15 protein-coding genes are annotated in these 17,790 nt (G+C 73.1%); 7 read left to right on the forward strand and 8 right to left on the reverse strand.

The annotated features are described in order from the left end of the window. A partial coding sequence (locus AB0H83_RS33795) for a hypothetical protein (RefSeq protein ID WP_360102196.1) occupies nucleotides 1-231 on the forward strand: 231 nt, incomplete at its 5' end. Between the two features lie 1,276 nt (nucleotides 232-1,507). Here the strand turns inward: AB0H83_RS33795 and AB0H83_RS33800 are convergent. Beyond that, on the reverse strand, nucleotides 1,508-2,185 hold the full coding sequence (locus AB0H83_RS33800) for a permease prefix domain 1-containing protein (protein WP_360102198.1): 678 nt from the start codon (nucleotides 2,183-2,185) through the stop codon (nucleotides 1,508-1,510). 126 nt (nucleotides 2,186-2,311) lie between these two features. On the opposite strand from AB0H83_RS33800, the gene AB0H83_RS33805 reads away from it, so the two are divergent. After that, nucleotides 2,312-3,769, forward strand: a complete 1,458-nt coding sequence (locus tag AB0H83_RS33805; protein ID WP_360102200.1) for a multicopper oxidase domain-containing protein — start codon at nucleotides 2,312-2,314, stop codon at nucleotides 3,767-3,769. 201 nt (nucleotides 3,770-3,970) lie between these two features. Here the strand turns inward: AB0H83_RS33805 and AB0H83_RS33810 are convergent, their stop codons facing one another. Then, entirely contained in the window at nucleotides 3,971-5,359 is a 1,389-nt protein-coding gene (locus tag AB0H83_RS33810) for an FAD-dependent monooxygenase (RefSeq protein WP_360102202.1), read from the reverse strand. A 136-nt stretch (nucleotides 5,360-5,495) separates the two neighbouring features. Between AB0H83_RS33810 and AB0H83_RS33815 the strand changes: the two genes are divergently transcribed. The 5 genes from AB0H83_RS33815 to AB0H83_RS33835 all read left to right on the forward strand — a co-directional run bounded on the left by AB0H83_RS33815 (nucleotide 5,496) and on the right by AB0H83_RS33835 (nucleotide 11,528). Then, the gene (locus AB0H83_RS33815; RefSeq protein ID WP_360102204.1) at nucleotides 5,496-6,857 is read left to right on the forward strand and encodes an MFS transporter; all 1,362 of its coding nucleotides are present in this window, start codon (nucleotides 5,496-5,498) and stop codon (nucleotides 6,855-6,857) included. 60 nt (nucleotides 6,858-6,917) lie between these two features. Further along, nucleotides 6,918-9,491, forward strand: coding sequence for an aminopeptidase N (gene pepN, locus AB0H83_RS33820; RefSeq protein ID WP_360102206.1), 2,574 nt, complete (start codon nucleotides 6,918-6,920; stop codon nucleotides 9,489-9,491). Between the two features lie 28 nt (nucleotides 9,492-9,519). Then, nucleotides 9,520-9,870 (forward strand): YciI family protein, encoded by a 351-nt coding sequence (locus tag AB0H83_RS33825; protein ID WP_360102208.1) that lies wholly within the window; start codon nucleotides 9,520-9,522, stop codon nucleotides 9,868-9,870. 106 nt (nucleotides 9,871-9,976) lie between these two features. After that, nucleotides 9,977-11,206, forward strand: coding sequence for an RNA polymerase sigma factor (locus tag AB0H83_RS33830; protein WP_360102210.1), 1,230 nt, complete (start codon nucleotides 9,977-9,979; stop codon nucleotides 11,204-11,206). A gap of 25 nt (nucleotides 11,207-11,231) precedes the next feature. Then, entirely contained in the window at nucleotides 11,232-11,528 is a 297-nt protein-coding gene (locus AB0H83_RS33835; protein ID WP_360102212.1) for a DUF2695 domain-containing protein, read from the forward strand. Nucleotides 11,529-11,683: 155 nt separating this feature from the next. On the opposite strand, the gene AB0H83_RS33840 is transcribed toward AB0H83_RS33835, so the two are convergent. From AB0H83_RS33840 to AB0H83_RS33865, 6 genes are read right to left on the reverse strand one after another with little or no spacing between them, the layout of a single operon-like run. Then, nucleotides 11,684-12,907, reverse strand: coding sequence for a glycosyl hydrolase (locus AB0H83_RS33840; RefSeq protein ID WP_360102214.1), 1,224 nt, complete (start codon nucleotides 12,905-12,907; stop codon nucleotides 11,684-11,686). 40 nt (nucleotides 12,908-12,947) lie between these two features. Then, entirely contained in the window at nucleotides 12,948-13,763 is an 816-nt protein-coding gene (locus AB0H83_RS33845) for a carbohydrate ABC transporter permease (protein ID WP_360102216.1), read from the reverse strand. Next, on the reverse strand, nucleotides 13,760-14,668 hold the full coding sequence (locus AB0H83_RS33850; RefSeq protein WP_360102218.1) for a sugar ABC transporter permease: 909 nt from the start codon (nucleotides 14,666-14,668) through the stop codon (nucleotides 13,760-13,762). Before AB0H83_RS33850 ends, AB0H83_RS33845 begins: the two co-directional genes overlap by 4 nt. Beyond that, entirely contained in the window at nucleotides 14,668-16,086 is a 1,419-nt protein-coding gene (gene ngcE, locus AB0H83_RS33855; protein WP_360102220.1) for an N-acetylglucosamine/diacetylchitobiose ABC transporter substrate-binding protein, read from the reverse strand. Before ngcE ends, AB0H83_RS33850 begins: the two co-directional genes overlap by 1 nt. A 16-nt stretch (nucleotides 16,087-16,102) precedes the next feature. Continuing rightward, the gene (locus tag AB0H83_RS33860; protein ID WP_360102222.1) at nucleotides 16,103-16,858 is read right to left on the reverse strand and encodes an SIS domain-containing protein; all 756 of its coding nucleotides are present in this window, start codon (nucleotides 16,856-16,858) and stop codon (nucleotides 16,103-16,105) included. After that, the gene (locus AB0H83_RS33865; protein WP_360102340.1) at nucleotides 16,855-17,718 is read right to left on the reverse strand and encodes a MurR/RpiR family transcriptional regulator; all 864 of its coding nucleotides are present in this window, start codon (nucleotides 17,716-17,718) and stop codon (nucleotides 16,855-16,857) included. The genes AB0H83_RS33860 and AB0H83_RS33865 overlap by 4 nt, the downstream gene beginning before the upstream one ends. Between the last annotated feature and the right edge of the window lie 72 nt (nucleotides 17,719-17,790).

A 17,790-nucleotide genomic window follows, 5' to 3' on the forward strand; every position in this document is an offset into this window, starting at 1 on the left:
GGCGTGTGCCGGTCCGGCTACTGCTACTACCCGCCCGGCGTGCGCCGGTCCGGCTACTGCTACTACCCGCCCGGCGTGCGCCGGTCCGGCTACTGCTACTACCCGCCCGGCGTGCGCCGGTCCGGCTACTGCCACTGCCCGCCCGGCGTGCGCCGGTCCGGCTACTGCCACTGCCCGCCCGGCGTCGGGGGCAGCACCTGTCGGCCCGGCTTTGCAACCCATGTCTGCTGACTCACCGCCGACACCCGCTGGCCCGCCACCGCCACCGGCCTGCCCGCCGCCGACGCCCGTCTGCTCACCACCGACACCTGCCGGCCCGCCACCGACGCCTGCCGGCCCGCCACCCACGCCCGCCGGCTCACCGCCGATACCGGCCTGCCCGCCATCCGCGCCCGCAGCCTCAGCATCGGTGCCGCCTGGTGGACCGGCCGACGCAGCTGCCGGGCCGGCACCCACAGCCGCGACCGCAGCGCACAGCGGTGATGCCCGAGATCCGGCCGCCGTGCCGGCATCCACCACTACCTCCAACGCCACCCAGCGACCGTCATGCACAGGACCTCGCACACGCCGCAGGGGAGAGCGGCTTCTGCCCAATCGGAGCCGGCGAGCAGGACACCGCAGCGCTCGCGTCGGTAAGGCCGCGCCCCGGCCACCCCCACCGGAGACAGATCCGTAATCCATCCAACGCCCCGGCAGAACGCCGTGCGAGGGCGCCATGCCAGCGCCGGCGTGCGGCAATGGCGCGGTGTGCTCCTGCGCGCCGTCCGCCGTCCGCCACCCGACGTCGACCCTGACGCCCGCCGCTGAGATGCCGGCACTCGCCCGCGGCCCGCTGCCCGGGTGTCGGCTCTCTCGCGCGGCCCGTCGCCGGAGTGTCGGCGCTCGCGTGCGGTTCGCCGCCGGGGTGCCAGCGCCCGCTGCCCGTCGCGGCTGGGTGTCGGTGCCCGCGTCGGGTGCCCGCGTCCGGTGCCTGCTGCCGGTGTCCACGTCCGGTGCCTACGTCCGGTGTCTTGATGCCCGGAAGCGACCGCGTCTCGGCCGCCCGCCGTCGGCCCTGGCGTCCGGCACCGGGGTGCTGGCTCTCTCGCGCGGCTCGCTGCCCGGGCGCCAGCGCCCGCTGCTCGTGGCTCGCTGCTCGGTTGTCGGCGCCCGTTGCCTCGCTGCCCGGTGTCATCGCCCGTTGTTCGCGGCCTGGTGCAGGGGTCGGGCCCGGTGCCTTGCGTCGGTTGCCGCGTCCGGCGGCCGCGTCCGGCGGCCGGGTCCAGTGCTGCGGCCGGGTCCGGTGCCTCGGTGTCCGGAGGTGGCCGCGTCTCGCCCAGGGGGCGAGCCGTCGACGGCGGCCGGTGGACGGACGTGACCCGCGGAGACCGACCGGCGGGTTGCGGCGCGCACGCGCGAAGGCCGCCGCGCGGAGCGCAGGCGGTGCGAGCGCAGCGAGCATGGGGGTGCGGGTGGGAACCCCCGCCGGGACCCGCCGCGTCAGCGGTGGGGCGGCAACACAGTCGCGTCAGCGGTGGGGCGGCAACACAGGCAACACAGCCGCGCGCAGGCAGCGTAGGCCTGACAGGACCATCCACAGAGGGGTCGCGGCGGTGATGGTGGCTGAGGTCAGGGCCAGCGGTGACGTTGTGGTGGCGGTGGCGTGCCAGGCGGGGCTGAGCAGGGACAGGGCCGCGCCGCCGAGGACGAAGAACGCGCAGGTGGTGATGGCCGCGATGCCCGTGGCGCGGGCGAAGGTGCGGCCCACGGTGACGTAGCGGCTGCCGGCGGTGCAGGCGAACGCGGCCAGCAGGCCCAAGACAACCACGGTGTAGCCGGCGTAGTCGACGGTGTGGGCGAGGAAGGCGTACCCGCGGCCGGGCTGCCAGTTCCAGCTGCCGGCGGCGGAGCGCCAGGTGATCTCGGAGATGACCTGCTGGACGGCGACGGCGACGGCGACGAAGAGGGCGGTGCGGCGGGCCTGGAGGAGGGCGAGCTCGCGCTGGTAGTCGGGGGCGAGCTCGCGCACCGAGCCGAACTCGTCCACGGCGAGCCGGGCGGCGGCGGGAGCGGGCAGGCCGGTGGACTCGTGGTGGGCGGCGGCGTCGTGCAGGCTGTCGCGCACCTCGGCCAGCAGCTCGCGTTTCGCGGCGCGGGGACCGCGCAGGGCGGCGCCGAGTGAGGTCACGTAGGCGTCGATTACCACCGGCCAAGTATCGGGGCCGGTAGGACGCGCGAGCGATGGCGCGGTGCCGATATCCGGGGAAACCTCAGGGACAACCCCCATCACCTATAGCAGCCAGGCTACATGTAGCTGTGCTACTTATAAAGGATGCGTAAATGGCTGCTCGGTGGGCTCGGTCTGCTGCTCCTGCTGTGCGGGGGTGGGGTCGCGGCAATCGTCTGGCTGGTGACCGGCGGTCTGAGCGTGGACACCGTCGGCAAGGTGGCGTTCGACCGGCCGCTCAAGGTGCCGCCGCTCGCCGCGTCCACGGTCGACGCCGGCGGCCGGCGGGTGTTCGACCTGACCGCGCAGTCCGGTGACAGCGACCTCGGCCACGGCGCCGGCACCCGCACCTGGGGGTACAACGGCGCGTACCTCGGCCCCACGCTGCGCGCCACGCGCGGCGAGCGGGTCGCGGTCAACGTGCACAACCGGCTCAACGAGCCGACGACGGTGCACTGGCACGGCATGCACCTGCCGGCGAAGGTCGACGGCGGGCCGCACCACCCGATCCCGCCCGGCGGGGACTACCAGGCCGCGTGGACCGTCGACCAGCCGGCGGCGACGCTCTGGTACCACCCGCACCCGGGCGAGCTCACCGAGCGGCAGGTGTACCGCGGCCTCGCGGGGTTGTTCCTGATAGACGACGGCACGACCGCACTGCCGCACGAGTACGGCGTCGACGACATCCCGGTCGTCGTGCAGGACAAGGGTTTCAGCGGCGGCCAGCTGAGCATGAGCGACCGGTTCCTCAGCGACCTCGGCGTCCTCGGCGACGAGATCCTGGTCAACGGCACGCCCGGCCCGTACCTGGACGTGCGGACCGAGCTGGTCCGGCTGCGGCTGCTCAACGCCTCCACCGCCCGCGTGTACGACTTCACGATGTCCGACGGGCGGCCGCTCGCGATGGTCGCATCCGACGGAGGGCCGCTCGCGGCGCCGTACATGACGCGGCGGGTGCGGCTGTCGGTCGGGGAGCGGGCCGAGGTCGTCGTGGCGATGCGCCCCGGCGAGCGGGTCGAGCTGCGCAGCGCGAAAACCGGGCTCGGTGCGGTCCACGGCGGCCAGGACGCGTTCGACGTACTGCAGCTGCGGGCGGCCGGGGAGCTACGGCCGGGCGAGCTGCCCGAGCGGCTGGCCGCCGTCACGAAGCTCGACCCGCAGCGGGCGGCGCAGCGGCGGACGTTCACGTTCCTGGGGCGCGAGATCAACGGCGACCGGATGGACATGCGCCGCGTCGACGCCGTCGTGGTCAAGGACACCGTGGAGATCTGGAACGTCGCCAACGGTCACGACACGCCGCACAGCTTCCACATCCACGACGTGCAGTTCCAGGTGCTCACCGTCGACGGCAAGGCACCGCCGCCGGAACTGGGCGGCTGGAAGGACACCCTGTTCCTCGAACCGCGGCGCCGGTACGCGGTGATCGCCGAATTCGCCGACTACGCCGACCCGACGACGGCGTACATGTTCCACTGCCACGTCCTGCGGCACGAGGACCAAGGCATGATGGGCCAGTTCGTGGTGGTCGAGCGGGGCGACGCGCCCAGGCTGGGGCACGGCTGAGGCGAGGTGCCGGGCCCCCCGTGGCGGCGCGGGGCCCGGCACGTCTCGCAAGCGTCTCCGTCGTCCCCGTGTAGCGCCGTCGTCCGGTCGCTGTGACGGCCTGACAGCGGCGGCAACCCAACGAGAACCGCTCTGTGATCGGCATGACACATGGATCACCGCTCCCATGTCAAGGGCTTCCTGGACGTGGGGTGTCGTGGATCACCGTGCCGGTCCGAGGTGCTGCCGGAGGGCGACCGGAAGATCCCGCTCTGTACCGGTCCATGCGGTGTGGCCGTCGGGCCGGACGAGGATAAAACGGTCGTTCGCGCCGGGCCCCGGCGGGCCGTCGCCCCGCGGCACGGCGTGCAGCAGGCGGTCGTCGTACCCCGCCGGCGCCGTGGCCCCGCCGAGCAGGACGTGCCGGCCCGCGCGCAGCAGCTCGTACAGGCGGGAACCCGACGACAGGACGACGTCGGGCTGCCGCGGCGCGCCGGGGTAGTCGATGCCGATGCCGGAGACCGTGCCGGCGGCCTTGCGCATGATCGTCGGCACGTGCAGCAGCGCCCCGCCGAGCAGGTCGCGCCCGGCCCGCGCGGCGCGTGAGTGCAGCATGGCCAGGCGGACCAGGCCGCCGCTGCTGCGCAGCACCAGTTCACCGACCGGGTGGCGTTCGCTGTGGTACGTGTCGAGCAGGCCCTCCGGCGCCCAGCCCTGCGCGACGGCGGCGAGCTTCCACCCGAGGTTGGCCGCGTCCTGCAGGCCGGTGTTCATGCCCTGCCCGCCGGCGGGGGAGTGCACGTGGGCGGCGTCGCCGGCGAGGAAGGCGTTGCCCTGGCGGTACCGCGGGACCTGCCGCTCGTCGCTGTGGAAGCGCGAGAGCCACCGCGCCTCCCGCATCCCGAAGTCGGTGCCGAGTGCCCGCCGGGTCACCTCGCGCACCTCGCCGAGGTCCAGCGGCGCGTCGTCGGGTTGCTGGGCGCGCCGGTCCCAGGCGAACACGCGGAACCAGCCGTCGCCGAACGGCGCGACGAACGCGAACGCGTCGCCGACCGAGTTCACCGCGAGGACGTCGTCGGGCGCCTCGGTGAGCCGCACGTCGGCGAGCATGATCGAGCGCAGCACCGCCTTGCCCGGGAACGGCATGCCGATCGCCTCGCGGACCGCGCTGTGCACGCCGTCGGCGCCCACGACGTGGTCCGCCGCGAACCGGTCGGCGCCGGCCAGCACCGCGCCCGGCTCGACCCCGGTGACCGTCACGCCGGGCACGATGCGGGCGCCCAGCTCCTCCGCGCGCCGCCGCAGCAGCCGTTCGACGTGGTACTGCGGCGTGATGAGCAGGAACGGAAAGCGCGACGGCAGCGTCCCGAGGTCGACCCTGAGCCGGTTGAACAGCCGCAGCTTCGACACCGGGGTCCCGGTCGCGACGAGCTCGTCGGCGAGCCCGCGGGCGTCCAGATGTTCCAGCGTCCGCGCGTGTACGCCGAACGCCCTGGTCAGGTTCGAGCCGGTGGTCCGCCGCTCCAGCACGGCGACCTCGACACCCGCGGCGGCGAGGTCACCGGCGAGCAGCAGCCCGGTCGGTCCGGCGCCGACGACGACGGTGCTCATGACGTCCTCCTCGAAAGTCAACGACTGTTGGCCAACACATGTTGACTCCGCGGCGGGACGCATGTCAACGGTCGGTGAAATGGCCGCCGTCACTCCCGGTTGACCTGAAGCCCGGTTGAGGTAGGACGGTGACGGGATGCAACGCAGGAACGCCCTGACAGCGGGCATGGTCACCCTGGTCACCTTCGTCGCGTTCGAGGCGGTAGCTGTGACGGCGGCCATGCCGACCGTCGCGCAGGCCCTCGACGGCGTCGCCCTGTACGGGTTCGCCTTCGGCGGGCCGTTCGCCACCGGCATCGTCGCGACCGTCGCCGCCGGCACCTGGTGCGACCGCCGCGGCCCGGCCCGCCCGACCCTCACCGGGGTCGTGCTGTTCAGCCTCGGGCTGCTGCTCGCCGGGCTCGCCCCGGACATCTGGACGCTCATCGCCGGCCGGCTCGTGCAGGGCTTCGGCGGCGGGCTCATCACGGTGGCGCTCTATGTCGTCGTCGGCCGTGCGTACCCCGCCGCCGAGCACCCCAAGGTCTTCTCGGCGCTGTCCGCGGCCTGGGTGCTGCCCGCCGTCGTCGGCCCCGCCGTCGCCGGGCTCATCGTGGAGCACCTGGGCTGGCGCTGGGTCTTCCTGCTCATCGCGGTCGCCACCCTCCCGGTCGCCGCGGTGATCCAGCCGCACCTGCGCCGGATCGCGGGCGGCGCCGGTACCACCGCCGCCAACACCCGGGTGCTGTGGGCCGTCGGCGTCGCCGCCGGGGTGGTGCTCCTGCACTGGGGCGGGCAGCGCCACGGCCTCGACGCGCTGCTGCTCGTCGGCGGCGGGCTGCTGGTCGTCGCCGCGTGCGGCCCGCGGCTGCTGCCCGCCGGCACGTTCACCGGCCGGCGCGGGCTGCCCAGCGTCATCCTCGTGCGCGGGTTCGCCGGCGCCGCGTTCATGCAGGCGGACGTCTTCATCCCGCTGCTGCTCACCCGCGAGCGTGGCCTCACCCCGTCGCTCGCCGGGCTCACCCTCACCGCCGGGGCGCTGCTGTGGTCCGCGGGCTCGTGGATCCAGGCCCGGCAGGGGCAGCGGTTCAGCCCCGCGGTCCGGCTGCGCGCCGGGCTGACCAGCATCGCCCTCGGGGTGCTGTCGGCGGTGGCGCTCGTCGCCCCGGCCGTGCCCGTCGCGGCGGTCGTGATCGGGTGGTGCATCGCCGGGTTCGGCATGGGCCTGGCGTCGCCGACCGTCTCCGCGCTGGTCCTGCAGCTGTCGCCGCCGGACGAGCAGGGCGTCAACAGCTCGGCGCTGTCGGTCGCCGACTCGCTGCTGACCACCGTCGTCCTCGCTGTCGGCGGGTCGGTGTTCGCGGCACTGGTCACTGCCGGCCCGGTCGCCTACCTGGCGGCGTTCCTGATCGCGCTGCTGCCGGCGGTCGCGGGCGCCCTGCTCGCCGGCCGGGTGACGGTCCGCGCCACCCCCGCGCCCGCCGCCGCCCCGCCGCGCGGCGCCGCGGTGCCCGGGTAGCCCGACCGCCGCCGGCGGCGGCCGTCCCGGCGTGCCGCGGTGCCCGGGTAGCGTCGGGGCGTGTCCAGTCCGATCCACGCCCTCACCCGCACCGAGGCCGAGGCCCGGGCCGGCCTCATCGGTGTCGACGGGTACACGGTCCATCTCGACGTCACCGACCCGGAGACCTACCGGTCTGCCACCACGGTCGAGTTCCGCTGCACCGTCCCTGGCGCGACCACGTTCGCCGAGGTGAAGGGCGCCACGCTGGACCGCGTCGTGCTCAACGGCCGGCCGCTGGACCCCGCGACGCTCGACGGCAACCGCCTGCCGCTGCCCGGCCTGCGCGCGGCCAACCGGCTCGAGGTGACGTTCACCGCGCCGTACTCCCACGCCGGCGAAGGACTGCACCGCACCGTCGACCCGCAGGACGGCGAGGCGTACCTCTACGGGCAGGCGCCCCTCGACGAGGCGCAGCGGATGTTCGCCTGCTTCGACCAGCCCGACCTGAAGGCGCCCATCACGCTGACGGTCACCGCACCTCCACAGTGGACGGTGCTCGGCAACGCGCCGCTGCGGCAGGCCCGCGACGGGCGGTGGAGCTTCGCGCCGACGCCGCCGCTCGCCCCGTACCTCTTCACGGTGCTCGCCGGGGCGTGGCACGTGCGGACCACCGACCACGACGGCATCCCGCTCGCCCTGGTGTGCCGGCGGTCGCTCGCCGCCCGGCTCGACGCCGCCGCCGGTGAGCTGTTCGCCGCCACGGCCGCGAGCCTGGACCGCTACCACGAGCTCTTCGGCGTCCGGTACCCCTTCGGCAAGTACGACCAGGCGTTCGTCCCCGACTTCGCCGGCGTCGCCGTCGAGAACCCGGGCCTGGTGAACTATCGCGAGGAGCTGCTCTTCCAGGGCGTCGCCCCGGACCACGAGCACCGGCGCCGCTTCGTGATCATGGCGCACGAGCTGGCGCACATGTGGTTCGGCAACCTCGTGACCCTGCGCTGGTGGGACGACATCTGGCTCAACGAGGCGTTCGCCGAGCTGATGGGCTGGCGGGTCGCCGCCGACACCGGCCGGCACCCGGGTGCCGCGGCCGACTTCGTGGTGTGGCGCAAGCGCTGGGGCATGCTCGCCGACCAGCGGCCCTCCACGCACCCGGTCGCCCCCGACGACGTCGCCGACACCACGGCCGCGTTCCTCAACTTCGACGGCATCTCCTACGCCAAGGGCGCCGCAGCCCTGCGCCAGCTCTCGGTCCTGCTCGGCGACGACGTGTTCCTCGCCGGGCTGCGCGGGTACTTCGAGCGCTTCCGCTTCGGCAACGCCACCCTCGCCGACTTCCTCGCCGTGCTCGCCGAGGTGTCCACAGCGGACCTGACCGGGTGGGCGGCGCTGTGGCTGCGCACCGCCGGGGTCAACACCCTGCGCCCGGCGCCGGGCCCCGCGGTCCACCAGACCGGCGCCCCGCTGCGCCCGCACCGGTTCCGGGTCGCCGTGTACGACGACCGTACCGGCGCACCCACGCACCGCGCCGAGGTCACCCTGACCGCGGCGTCCGCCGGGCTGGACGTGCCCGAGGGGCCGGTGCTGCTGCTGAACGACGGCGACGACACGTACGCGAAGATCCGCCTCGACCCGCCGGGCCTGGCCGCGCTGCCGTCGGTGCTGCCCGCGGTCGCCGACCCGCTCGCCCGGGCGCAGCTGTGGACGGCGGCGATGGACGCGGCCCACGACGGCGAGCTGCCGCCGGAGGGCTTCCTGGCGCTGCTGCGGGCGGCGCTGCCCGGCGAGGCGGAGACGGGCGTGCTGCTGGAGGTGCTCGGCTTCGCCCGGGACAGCCTGGCCCGGCGCGGTCTGGTGCCCTTCGGCCCGCTCGCCGCGGCCTGCGGGGCGGCGCTGGCATCGGCGGCGCCGGGCAGCGGGCGGCAGCTCGCCCTGGCCACGGCGTTCACGACCGTCGCCGGCCCGGCGGACGCGGCGCGGCTGGTGGACTGGCTCACCCCCGCCCCGGCCGGCCCGCCCGGGCTGGTCGTCACGCAGGACCTGCGGTGGGAAGTGCTCGGCCGGCTCGTCGCCCTGAGCAACAACGGCACCGGCGTCAGCGACCGCACCGGCAGCGGCACCGGCGGCGGCACCGGCGGCGGCACCGGCGGCGGCACCGGCACCGGCGGCAGCGACGGCGACAACCGCACCAGCGGCTTTGACGCCGAGGTGGCCATCGCGGACGAGCAGCGGCGGGACCTGAGCGCCGCCGGTGCCCAGCACGCCGTCAGGTGCCGTGCCGCCCTGCCCACCGCCGTGGCGAAGGCCGAGGCATGGGAGCTGATCGTGCGCGACGAGCGGCCCCGCGTCGCGATGGCCGCCGCGGCCGGCTTCTGGCAGCCCGGGCAGGAGCCGCTCACCGACCCCTACGTCGAGCGGTTCTTCGCCGACGCGCCCGCCATGGTGCACGGGCGATACCAGCTGTTCGCGATGAACCTCGTCCGGCGGGTCTTCCCCTGGTACACCGGCCGATCCCGCAAACTCGCTCAGGAGCTGCTCGCCACGGCCGGGCTCGACCCGGTGCTGCGGCGCGAGATCGGTGACGCCGCGGACGAGCTGAAATTTTTCCAGGACCATGTCGAAGCCGGCCGGCACCGTTCGACGCGTTGGTGACGGACGACTTCACCAGAAAGGCACACAGATGCGCTACATGCTGATGCACAAGCTCAACGACGCCGACCCCTCGCAGTGGTCGGCGACGCCGGAGTTCATGGGCCGGATGGGCGAGTTCATGACCGAGGTCACCAAGGCCGGCGTGCTGCTCGCCGCCGAGGGCCTGCGGCCCAGCTCGGCCGGCGCGGCCACGATCAGCGTCAAGAACGGCCAGCAGACCGTCGTCGACGGCCCGTTCGCCGAGGCCAAGGAGGTCATCGCGGGCTTCGCCATCGTCCAGGTCCGCGACCACGCCGAGGCCGTGGAGTGGGCGCAGCGCTTCGCCGCGCTGTTCGACAACGTCGAGATCGAGGTCCGCAAGGTGTCCGACTTCGACTGACCCGGCGCCGTTGCCAGACGGCCGGCACCACGTTCGCGGGACGGCCGGCGTCGTGTTTCCGGGTGGCCGGCACCGTGGACGCGGTGCCGGCCGCTACGTTGGCGGGGTGACGCAAGCGGACACACACCGGGCGATCGAGGCCGTCTGGCGCATCGAGGCGGGCCGGGTCATCGCCGGGGTGGCGCGCATGGTCGGCGACGTCGGGCTGGCCGAGGAGCTGGCCCAGGACGCGCTGCTGGCGGCGCTGGAGCAGTGGCCGGCCGAGGGCGTGCCGCGCAACCCGGGCGCCTGGCTGATGACGACCGCGAAGCGCCGCGCGATCGACCAGATCCGGCGCCGGGAGCGCTTCGAGGCCCGGCTGCCCGACCTGCTGGGGCCGGACACCGTCGAGGGGGAGTTCGACGCGGTCCTCGAGGACACCATCGAGGACGACCTGCTGCGGCTCATCTTCACCGCCTGCCACCCGGTGCTCACCCCCGAGGCCAGGGTCGCGCTGACGCTGCGCATGCTCGGCGGGCTGTCCACCGACGAGATCGCCCGGGCGTTCCTGGTCCCGAGCACGACCGTCGGGCAGCGCATCAGCCGCGCGAAGAAGACCCTCACCGACGCGAAGGTGCCGTTCGAGGTGCCGGACGGCGCCGCCCGCACCGGACGGCTTGCCTCCGTCCTCGAGGTCATCTACCTGATCTTCAACGAGGGCTACTCGGCCACGGCCGGCGACGACTGGATGCGGCCCGCCCTGTGCGAGGAGGCGATGCGCCTCGGCCGGGTCCTCGCCGGCCTCATGCCCGGCGAGGCGGAGGTCCACGGCCTCGTCGCCCTCATGGAGATCCAGGCGTCGCGCTCGGCGGCGCGCACCGGCCCGTCCGGCGAGCCGATCGTGCTGCTGGAGCAGGACCGCGGCCGGTGGGACCGGCTGCTCATCCGCCGTGGCCTGGCCGCCCTGGACAGGGCCGAGGAGCTCGGCGGCGGGACGTACACACTGCAGGCCGCCATCGCCGCCTGCCACGCCCGCGCCGCCACCGCCGCCGACACCGACTGGCATCGCATCGCCGAGCTGTACGCCCGGCACCCCCCGTCGCCGGTCGTCGAGCTCAACCGGGCCGTGGCCGTTGCGATGGCGGACGGCCCCGCCGCCGGGCTGGCCGTGCTCGACCCGCTGCTGGAGGAGCCGTCGCTGCGCGCGTACCACTTGCTGCCGACGGTCCGCGCCGACCTGCTGCTGAAACTCGGCCGCCGCGACGAGGCGAGGGCCGAGTTCGAGCGGGCCGCCGCGATGACCCGCAACGAGGCCGAACGCGGCCTGCTGCTGGCCCGCGCCGAGGGCTGCCGGTAGACGTTCAGGCACGGGAGGTGGCTCGATGGGGTCGGCGGAACAGGAGCGGCGGCGGCAGCTCAAGAACGCGTACAAGAGCGCCGAGCACGCCGCCCGGCGCGCGCGCATGCCGCTCACGCAGCCACAGCTCACGGCGCTGGTGGTGTTCGTCGACCAGCGGGTCGTGGCGGACGACTGCGACCACACGACCCGGTTCGCCGAGCGATGGGCCGAGCAGCACGGTGTCGACTGGGCACCGCTCGAGGAAGGGCTGCACGAGTTCGACGGCTACTGCGACTGCGAGATCGTGATGAACGCCGGACCCGAGGTGGTCTTCCGCTGACCAGGGTTTCCGGGGCTCGCTGAAGTACCGATGGGAGGACGACGCCTATGCCCTCCGGCTGGTCCGTGCGCTGATCGTCGTCCGGATGGCGGGCCTCACCGACCCGAGGGGGCCCGCACCGGGGTTCGGTGCGGGCCCTGTCGTGGTCGGGACGGTCAGCAGTGACCGAGGTCTTCCCAGTTGGCGGTCCAGCCCGGTTCGGAGCCCTGCGTCCACCACTTGGCGCGCCACAGGTGCTTGCCCTGGCCCGAGGCGGGGCCGTTGGGGTCGCCGTACTTGCTCTTCTCGTGCTTGACGGTCTGGCCCGTCGTGTACACCGCGCCGATCGACCACTCGGGAGCGGCCGCGCAGTTGGTGGCCGGCGGAGTGGAGACCGACGGCGACGCCGACGCCGACGCCGACGCCGAGGGCGAGGGCGAGGGCGAGGCCGACCCGCTCGGGGTCACGCAGGGCCCGGCCGAGTCGACGGTGTCGGTGAAGGCGCTGCCCGCCGAGCGGTACGCGCCCGCCTGCGCGGTCACCTGGGCGGGGGTCAGAACCTGGTTCTTGGCGAACAGGACCCAGTCGACCTGCTGGATGTAGGTCGACAGCCCGCCGGTGTGCGCGGCCGTGTCGATGAACCAGAGGTTCCAGTTGATGGTCATGGTCTGGCGCGGGTAGAACTTGCCGGAGTGGTCGCCGACCTGCACGCCGTCGATGTAGTAGATGACGTGGCCGTTGGCGACGGTGACGACCAGGTCGTGCCAGCCGTCGAAGCTGCGCCGCTGCTCGGAGTGGGTGTTGTCGGCGTACCACGGCTCGTTGCGGTACGTGTACCAGGTGGTCTGGTAGTTGATCGGGCCGGTCTCGCCCCAGCCGCCGTTGGGCAGGTACTCGGAGATGTCCAGCTCGCTGTAGGTGGGGTCGAGGTCGCCGTTGAGCGGGCTGATGGTGAAGAACGTCTCGTTGATGTGGTCGCCGTCGTTGCCGCTGACGGGCGTGTCGGTGAAGCGGACCCGGCTCGCGTAGGTGCCTTCGAGGTACCGCTTCTGCGCCGAGTACAGCTCGGCGTGGTTCGTGCCGGCGCCGGTGCCGTCGGTGGAGGCGGTCAGCTGCAGCACCTTCTGCCCGCCGGAGGTGGGGAAGGTGATGCTGCTGGCCGACCAGGTCGCGCCGGGCACGCCGGGACCGCCGGCGTAGGTGCGCGGCACCCAGCCGTGCTGGCTCAGCGAGGCGTCCGACGACGAGCTGTAGTTGAAGTCGTCGAACAGGTAGCCGCAATTGTTCGCGGCGGCGCTGGCGGTGCCGACGGTGGCCGCGGTGACGGCCACGGCCCCCGCCCCGACGAGCACCGCGGCGCCGGCCGCGAGCGCTAGAGATCGACGTTTACCAATGGACATGGGCACAGTCCTCCTTGAGGGGAAAGGAGTTGGACGGACCTTACTTGACCGCGCCGGCGGTCATACCGGCTCGGATGTGCCGTTGGAACGCGACGTAGGCGATGAGCACCGGCAGCATGGCGATGGTGAGACCGGCGAACAGACCGCTCCAGTCGCTGCGATACCCCTGGCTGACCGACAGGGCGGCCAAACCCTGCGCCAGGACATACCGATCGGGGTCGGGGTTGAGAACCAGGGGGAGCAGGTACTGGTTCCAGAGCCCGAGGAAGTTGAAGATGCCGACGGCGACGAGACCGGGACGGGCCATGGGCAGCATGACGCGGAAGAACACCGCGCCGTGCGAGCAGCCGTCGAGGAACGCCGCCTCCGCCACCTCCGTGGGGAGCGTCTTGAAGAACGCGTGCAGGAAGAAGACCGTGAAGGGCACCGCGTAGGCCGTGTAGACCAGGATCAGGCCCTGGTACGTGCCGAGCAGCCCGAGCTGCTGCACCACGAAGAACAGCGGGACGAGCGCCAGGAACACCGGGAAGAACATGGCCGCGACGAACACGTAGTAGATGAGCCGGTTGCCGCGGAACTCGTACCGGGCCAGGGCGTAGGCGACCAGCGAGCCCAGCAGCATCGTCAGCAGCAGGCCCCCGCCCACCACGACGAGGCTGTTGAGGAAGTACCGGCCGATGCTGGCCTCGCCCCACGCGCGGGCCCAGTTGCCCCACTGCGGGTCCGTGGGCAGCGACCACGGGTCGTTGAGGATCGCGTTGTCGGTCTTGAACGAGCTGACGACCGCCCACAGCAGCGGCAGCGCGGTGACGACGCCCCACAGCAGCATCGCCACATGTACCGGAAAACGCTTCATGCCAGCTCCAGCCGTTCCTTGCGACCCGAACGCAGCGCCAGGACCGCCAGGGTGAGGGTGGCGAAGAACAGCGCGACCCCCATCGCCGAGGCGTAGCCGAACTTGCCGTAGGTGAAGGCGTTGCGGTACAGCGACAGCCCGATCACCTCGGTGGCCCCGTCCGGCCCGCCCGGTCCGACGGTCATCACCTGCACGACCGCGAAGCCGTCCAGCGCGGCGATGCCGAGATAGACGAAGGCGACCTGCACCGTGTCGCGGACCAGCGGCAGCGTCACCTTGCGGAAAGTGGCCCAGCCGCCGGCGCCGTCCAGCAGCGCCGCCTCGAACAGCTCCTTCGGGATGCCGTCGATCGCCGCGCTGAACAGCACCATGTAGAAGCCGACCGACGACCAGACCAGCACCGCCATCACCGCCGGCAGCGCCAGCTGCGGATCGCCCAGCCAGCTGCGCGCCAGGCCGCCCAGGCCAATCGCCCGCAGCGCCCCGTTGAGCAGGCCGTTGGTCGGGTTGTAGACGAACTGCCACAGCACCGCGACGACCACCAGCGACAGCAGCTGCGGGAAGAAGTACACGATCTGGTAGGCGCCGGCACCGCGGATGCCGGAGCGGCCGCTGCGCCCGCCGAGGTGCAGCATGCTGGCCAGGAACAGGCCGAGCGCGATGGTCACCAGCGGCACGCAGACGAGCATCACCGCGTTGTTGCGCACGGCGTCCAGGAACAGGGAGTCGCCGCCGAGGCGGGCGTAGTTGCCCGCCCCGACGAAGTGCGCCTCGCCGGCCACGCCGGTCCAGTCGGTGAGCGAGAGGTAGAACGCCTGGCCGTACGGCGACAGCACGAAGACGACGTGCAGCACGAGCGCGGGCGCCAGCGCACCGGTGAGGAACCGGAGCCGACCGTGTTTCATCAGCGGGTGTACTTCTTGACGGAGCTGTCCTTGGCCAGCGCGTCGGCGGCCTTCTGGATGCGGTCGGCCCATTCGGCCGGGGTGGCCCGCTTGTTGACCAGCTCGCCGGTGGCGTCGTCGACGGCCTTCGCCAGCGGCGCGTACCAGGTGCGGAAGCGGAACGTGAAGGCGTCCTTGCCGGCGGCGGTGACCGCGTCGCGGGTCGAGCCGAGGCCGCTGCTGAGCGTGAGGCCGTCGGTGGCGCCGGCGACCGCGGGCAGCGTGCCGGCGGACTCGGCGAAGCTGCGCGCCGACTGCTTGGAGAACAGGATCCGCAGGTATTCCATGCCACCGGCGGCGTTCTTCGCCTTCGCCGGCACGATGAACGACTCGCTGCTCGCGGCCTGGACCGCGGCGGCGCCCAGCTTGTCCGAGCCGGTGCGGGGCGGCACGGCGCCCATCACCATGTCGAAGCCCTTCGGCGCGACGTCCTTCTGCTCGGCCTCCAGCCAGGAGCCGCAGGGGATGAACGCGGCCTTGCCCTGGCACCAGGCGGCCTGCGACTCGGTGTGCGACAGCGCCTCCGAGCCCGCCATGATGTAGCCCTTGCCGGCGAGCTCCGCGAACGCCTCCGCGGCGGCCTTGAAGGCGTCGGACTTCCAGGCGTTGGGCTGCAGGTTGTCCACGGCCTTGAGCAGGTCCGTGCCGCCGGTCTTCGCCGCCATGCTCAGCAGCGGGTCGTTGATGTACTCCGGGTACTTGCCCTGGTAGGTCCACGGCGCGATGCCGGCGGCCTTGATCGTGGCGCACAGGGCGAGCATCTCGTCCCAGGTCTTCGGGTACGTCCAGCCCTTGCTGGCGAACAGCGGCTTGGAGTACCAGATGCCCCACGCGGTGTAGGTGAAGTTGAGCACCAGCGGGGCACCGTCGAACGTGCCGTCCTCGACCACGCCCGGCAGCAGCGTGTCCTTGACCTTCACCGCGGGGTCGTCGAACGACGGTGCCTCCAGCAGGTCCGTGAGGTTCGACAGCTGCTTCGCGCCGACCAGGGTGGCGAGGTCGAGACGGCCGGCGCCGGTGTTGTCCACCACGTCGGGCGGGGTGTTGGCGACGAACCGCGGCTGCAGCGCCTCGCCGACCTTCTGGATGCCCTTGTGGTCGACCGTCGCCTTCGGGTACTTCTGCGTGTAGAGGCCTTCGGCCTTCTTGGCGTAGTCGTCGCCGTAGCCGCCCTTGAAGATGACGACCTCCAGGGCCGCGTCCTCCTTGACGCCGAGCGGGTTCGCCGCGCTCTTCGCGCCCGCCGCGGCCGCCGGTGTGTCGTCCTTGCCGCCGGTCACGCACGCGCTGAGCAGCGGCAGGGTGGCGCCCGCCGCGACCGCCGCGCACAGGACGGTGCGTCTGTTCGGGTACGGTTGGACCAAGGGTGATGGGTTCATGACTGGGCCTTCTCTCCTAAGCGGTACGCCGGATGCGCCCGGCGTACCGCGCTTCGAGTGCTGCGTTGTGCTCCCGCCCGCCTGGGACGTTGTCGGACAGGTAGACCGGCGGCGTGACGCCGAGGGCCAGCAGCCGCGCCACCACTTCGGTGACGATCTGCTGGGCCAGCAGGGCCGCGGTGATCGAGGAGACGGCGCCGACGGCGCCGCCGCCCGGCAGTGGCAGCGACGCGTCGCCGTAGGGTGCCCCGTTGTCGAGGACCACGTCGGCGAGGTCGCTGAGCTTCAGGCCGCTCTCATGCCGGGAGTCCACCCGTGACGAGTGCTCCAGCGACGTGATCGCGATGAGGGCGTGCCCGCGCTGCTTGACCAGCTGGGCCATCTCCACCACGGCGCCGTTGACGCCGGAGTTGGAGGCGATGACGAAGGTGTCGTCGGGCTTGACGGGGGCCAGGTCGTAGAGCCGGTGCGCGACGCTCGGGGTGCGCTCCAGCTGCGGGTCGCCGAGGACGCCGGCGGGGTCGCCGCCGTAGAGGACGATGTCGCGCAGGGCGATCCGGTTCGTCGGCACCAGGCCGCCGGCCCGGCCGGCGATCTCCATCGCGAGCGCCTCGGAGTGCCCGCAGCCGAACGCCTGGATCACCCCGCCGGCCTGCAGCGTGGCGGTGATCAGGTCGGCGGCCCGCGCCACCCGGTCGCCCTGGGTGCTGCTCACGCGCTCGATGGCGGCGCGGATCACCTCGACGTAGTCCCCACTGCTGATGCTGGTCACTGCGGCTTGTCCCTCCGTGGTCGCTTGCGGTTGGTGGTCGTGTCGGGCACCCGGTGCGCGTCGACGGCGCGCACCGTGAGCTCCAGGGCCTCGGCGGTCCGCTCGTAGGTGCGCTGCGCGACCGCCACGTAGATGAGGTCCAGGACCAGCAGCTGCGAGTGCAGTGCGGAGAGTGCCGCGACCCGGAAGGTGGTCTCGTGGACCGAGGTCGTGAACACCACGTCGGCGACCTCGGCCAGCGGCGAGCGGCCGAAGGACGTGACCGCGACGGTCAGCGCGCCGTGGTCCGCGGCCTCGGCCAGGGTCTCGATCGCCTCGCGGGTGCGGCCGGAGTGCGACAGGCCGATCGCGACGTCGCCGGGGCCGAGCAGCGCCGCGTTGGTCAGCGCGGTGTGGGTGTCGGAGCGGTACCAGACGGGGACGCGGATGCGCTCGAGCCGGAACGCCATCTCCCGCCCGGCGGTGCCGCTGCTGCCCAGCCCGAAGATCTCCACCCGCCCGGCGGTCGCGATCGCCGCCGCGACCCGCTCGACCGCGGCGACGTCCAGCCCGGCGGCGGTCGCCTGGATCGCCCTGGTGTCGGCGGCCGTGATCACGTCGAGCACGCCGTCGAGCGGGTCGTCGGGGGCGATGTCGCCGCTGATGTCGGTCTCCCAGCGGGCCTGCTCGGCGCGGCCGGTCTCGGTCGCGATGGCGACCCGCAGGTTGGCGTAGCCTTTGAAGCCGAGCGTGCGGCTGAACCGGGTCACGGTCGCCGTGGACGTGCCCGACCGCTCGGCGAGGTCGACGATGCTGGCGTGCGCCGCCGTCTCGGGATCGCTGAGGATCGTCTCGGCGATCTTGGCGAGGGCCTCCGGCATGGTCGGCCCCTCGATGCGCAGCCGCCCCAGCAGCCCGCCGCTCTCACCCGTCACTTCGGTCATCCTTTTCAT

The sequence above is a fragment of the Dactylosporangium sp. NPDC050688 genome, from assembly GCF_040654515.1.
GTDB lineage: Bacteria > Actinomycetota > Actinomycetes > Mycobacteriales > Micromonosporaceae > Dactylosporangium.